The following is a 3385-nucleotide window of genomic DNA, read 5'->3' as shown; positions in this document are numbered from 1 at the left end:
GCGACGAGCCGCCGCCCCGCTGCGCCCCCGCCGCCGCGCATCGCCCTAGCCCGCCGCGCCGACCAGCACTGCGGTGGAACAGTGATATTCCATGCTGGACGTGCCGAAGCACCAGATGACGTCGTTGTTGAGCTGCGGCGTGTAGAGCTGCGTTTCGCGATCGGTGTTGTCGCACCCGCACTGGCCGCACGACGGCTTTCCGCAACAGTCGCGATAGGCGATCAGATACGCCTTGCCGTCATCCGGGTTGATGCAGGTGCCCACCCACGACACCGGCGACGGCTCCGCGCCCGGCGGGCAGCTGTGGATGCCGCCGCCGCAGCAGGTGCACAGCGCGCCGTCGATCGCGCAATAGCGCCAGTAATCGCACTTGGTATCGTCCTTGGCCTGCGCATTGCGGGCAAAGGCGGTCCTGGCCTCCGCCGAGCGATCGGGCTTGGACGCCTGTGCGCGGCTGACCGGCAGCAGCGGGAACACTGGCGCGGCGACCAGCGCCAGCCCGGCGCGCGACAGGATGCCGCGGCGCGACGTGCGCCCGGCCAGCCTGCGCAGGATCGTTTCCCCGATGGCGTCCGCATCGAAAAGCTTCATGTGCCCAATCCCCCGTTTGACGCCGTTCAGGCCGCCTCGACCTTCAGCGTGGCGATGTAATCCTGGACCGAGGCGATCCCCATTTCGTGCGCGACGACCAGGCTTTCGAGATGCTCGCGGCTGTTCACCAGCCCCTTCGACAGGACGACGCCGTCGGCATCGAGCAGCACCGCGAACGGCAGCTTCGACACGCCGAACGCCTGCCCGACCTCCGGCCCGTTGACGAACGGATAGGCGTCGATCCCCTGCTGCGCGATCAGCGCGCGCTGCGCCGCCGGATCGTCGTCACCGACGAAGGTCAGCGCCACCCGTTCGTGGCGCGCGAACGATTTGGCGGTCGGGATCATTGCCTTGCACAGCGGGCATTGCGCCGACACGAACATCAGCAGTCGCAGCCCCGCGGCGGGCGCCGCGCCGCCGACGACGGTCCTGCCCCCGTCCAGCAGCGACGCCTCGATCGCGGCGGCCCGATCGCCGGTGCCGATCCCCCCGGCGGTGGTCAGCGCCCCCGCGGGCGCGACGCGCAGGTGCAGCACGCCGACCTGCCGCGCGAGCGCGAGCAGCGCGAACCCCATCGCCAGGATCAGCAGCCAGGAGAGGATCTGGGACACCATCAATGCCGTCATCATCGTCGATTACCTCCCCAGGGCGGTCGCCGGCCGGCGCGACAGCGCGCCGATCGCGTTGAACACCAGATAGAACAGGAACAGCGCCGCGCCGCCCGCGCCCGCGACCACCACGCCCGCCGCGCCATCGACCCGCCCGGCCAGCGCGGCCGGCAGCAGCGCGGCGGCCAGCACCAGGTTGCGCACCACCAGCCGGCGATCGAGCGGCTGGCGCAGCGCCGACAGCCCGCAGCCGCAATCGATATGCGTGCGCCCGCGCCGGATATTGACCGCCATCGCCGCGCCGAACAGCGCGAGCAGCGCGGCGGCGACCCATTGCGGCCACGGGCGGATGCCCGACAGCAGCCCGGCGGCGATCGCGAGTTCGGCATAGGGCAGGATGCGCGCGACCGGCACGACCAGCGCGGGGGGCAGCAGCCGGTAATTGGCCACCACGCCGTCCATCAGCGCGGCGTGGCGCAGCTTGCCGATCCCCGCCGCCGCGAAGATCAGCCCGACCCCGATCGAGGCGGCCAGGCCGGCAATGGCAAGACCGTCGGCGCCCGCCATGGTCAGGACGGATCGACGACGGTGATGACGCCGCCGCCGGCGTTCTCGATCTCGTGCTTCTTCTCGCCCGTGACGGGATCGATGATCCAGCCCTTGCGCCCTTCGCCGTCGACGAACAGCAGCGGCGTCGCCGTCTGCGTCACCGCGATGTTGTTCATCGGCTCCTTGAGCGGCAGGCGGCGCACCACCTTCTTCGCGGCGAGATCGACTTCCCAGATCTCGGTCCCCGATTCCTTGTGCGTCCACATCTCGCCCATGTGCATCAGCACGAACAGGTGCCCGGACGGCCGGTGGAGCGCCATCGGCTGGCGCCCGCCGGGCATCCAGTTGATGTCGAGCGGTTTGGTGTCGCCGGGCCGCAGGCCCGCCGCCGCCTGGATCGAGAAGGGCTGCGTCACGACCGGCTGGGCGGCGATGGAGGCGGTGTAGACGAGCCCGGTATAGGTCAGGAACACCGCCTGCTTCTTCGCCAGGTCATAGGCGTAATTGTCGAAGATCGGATCGTCGGTCGCCTGGAAGAACGGGGCGGTGCGGGTGATCGCCGGCTTCTTCCCGGTGACGTTGACGGTCGCCAGCGACCCGTCGGAGCATAGCGCGGAAAAGCCGATGCCCGGATTGGGCATCATGCTGGCGCAGCCGGGCAGTTCGACGTTGGCGTGGAACTTTCGCGCCGCCAGATCGACGATGTTGACCGAGGAGGCCGGATCAAGATTGTACACGAACGCCCAGCGGCCGTCGTTGCTGATGACGAAATTGTTCTTTCGTGCGCCGATCAGGATGCGGCCGGGAATCGCGATCTCCGCCTGACGCTTCATGTCGCGCGTATCGTAGACGGTGACCATGTCCTGGCGCGTGCCGCGATCGCGGCGGCTCCACAGCGATTCGGCGACGTAATAATAGCGGCCGGCGGGATCGATCGCGAAATCGGTCAGCCGGGCGGTATCGACCAGCCCCTTCATCTTGCCGGTCTGCCCGTCGAAGATGCTGGTGCCCGGCGAGTCCCACCCGCCCTCGACATAGAACCAGTTGGGGTTGGGCGGATCGGCCCGCATCGTATCCGACGTTTCCGGCTGAAGCTCCGGAGCGGATTGGGCCGGTGCCGCCGTGGCGCCGGCCAGCAAAGCGGTGGCGGCGATCGCGCTGGCCGCCGTCGCCCGAAGCATCGTCATCATCTTGCCCGTCCCCCCGTCGATCGCGGCAAAGTCTGTACATCCGTCCAGTTTTCGTCAAGCGGGGCGGGCGATATTTTTTGCAGCTGCGAAAACACCGCCGCATGGCGCGCCGCCACCACCAGCGCGGCGCATCCGAGCGCCAGCGAGGCGACCGCGCCGGCCGCCAGCCCGGCCGGTCCGGCCGCCCCGCCCAGCGCGGCGCCGAGCAGCGGGCCGGCGATCATCCCCAGCGGGTGGGTGCAGGCGACGAAGCGGCGGAACAAGGCGCCGTCCCCGGCGGCGCTGGCCGCGCCCGAACAGCGGATGATGATCGCGGTCGATCCGATATTGAGCAGCAGGATGCCCGCCACGAACGGGCCCGCCCGCCCGGGCGGGGTGAGCACCAGCGGTGCCAGCAGCCCGGCGCTGGCCAGCACGCCGGTGAGCGGCAGCGGCAGGATGCGGCGG

General features: G+C 70.0%; 4 protein-coding genes and 1 pseudogene. All 5 read right to left on the bottom strand.

Annotated elements, in window-relative coordinates; translation table 11 throughout:
• Positions 1 to 45: 45 nt before the first annotated feature.
• Positions 46 to 591, bottom strand: a complete 546-nt coding sequence (locus tag AX685_RS05370; RefSeq protein ID WP_066486211.1) for a methylamine dehydrogenase light chain — start codon at positions 589 to 591, stop codon at positions 46 to 48.
• 26 nt (positions 592 to 617) lie between these two features.
• Entirely contained in the window at positions 618 to 1205 is a 588-nt protein-coding gene (locus tag AX685_RS05365; protein ID WP_231738577.1) for a methylamine utilization protein MauD, read from the bottom strand.
• A gap of 21 nt (positions 1206 to 1226) precedes the next feature.
• Entirely contained in the window at positions 1227 to 1766 is a 540-nt protein-coding gene (locus tag AX685_RS05360; RefSeq protein WP_066486207.1) for a MauE/DoxX family redox-associated membrane protein, read from the bottom strand.
• A 2-nt stretch (positions 1767 to 1768) separates the two neighbouring features.
• Positions 1769 to 2935: an amine dehydrogenase large subunit gene (locus tag AX685_RS05355; protein ID WP_231738576.1), complete on the bottom strand. Its 1167-nt coding sequence runs from the start codon at positions 2933 to 2935 to the stop codon at positions 1769 to 1771.
• A pseudogene (locus AX685_RS22345) lies at positions 2935 to 3385 on the bottom strand (hypothetical protein); the annotation flags it as partial. The pseudogene AX685_RS22345 and the gene AX685_RS05355, both read right to left, overlap by 1 nt.

Origin of the sequence: Sphingomonas sp. CCH9-F2, from assembly GCF_001556735.1 — a bacterium.
GTDB classification, from domain to species: Bacteria; Pseudomonadota; Alphaproteobacteria; order Sphingomonadales; family Sphingomonadaceae; genus Sphingomonas; species Sphingomonas ginsenosidimutans.
Note: the sequence above shows the minus strand (reverse complement) of the source record. Positions and strands in the feature narration are given on the sequence as shown.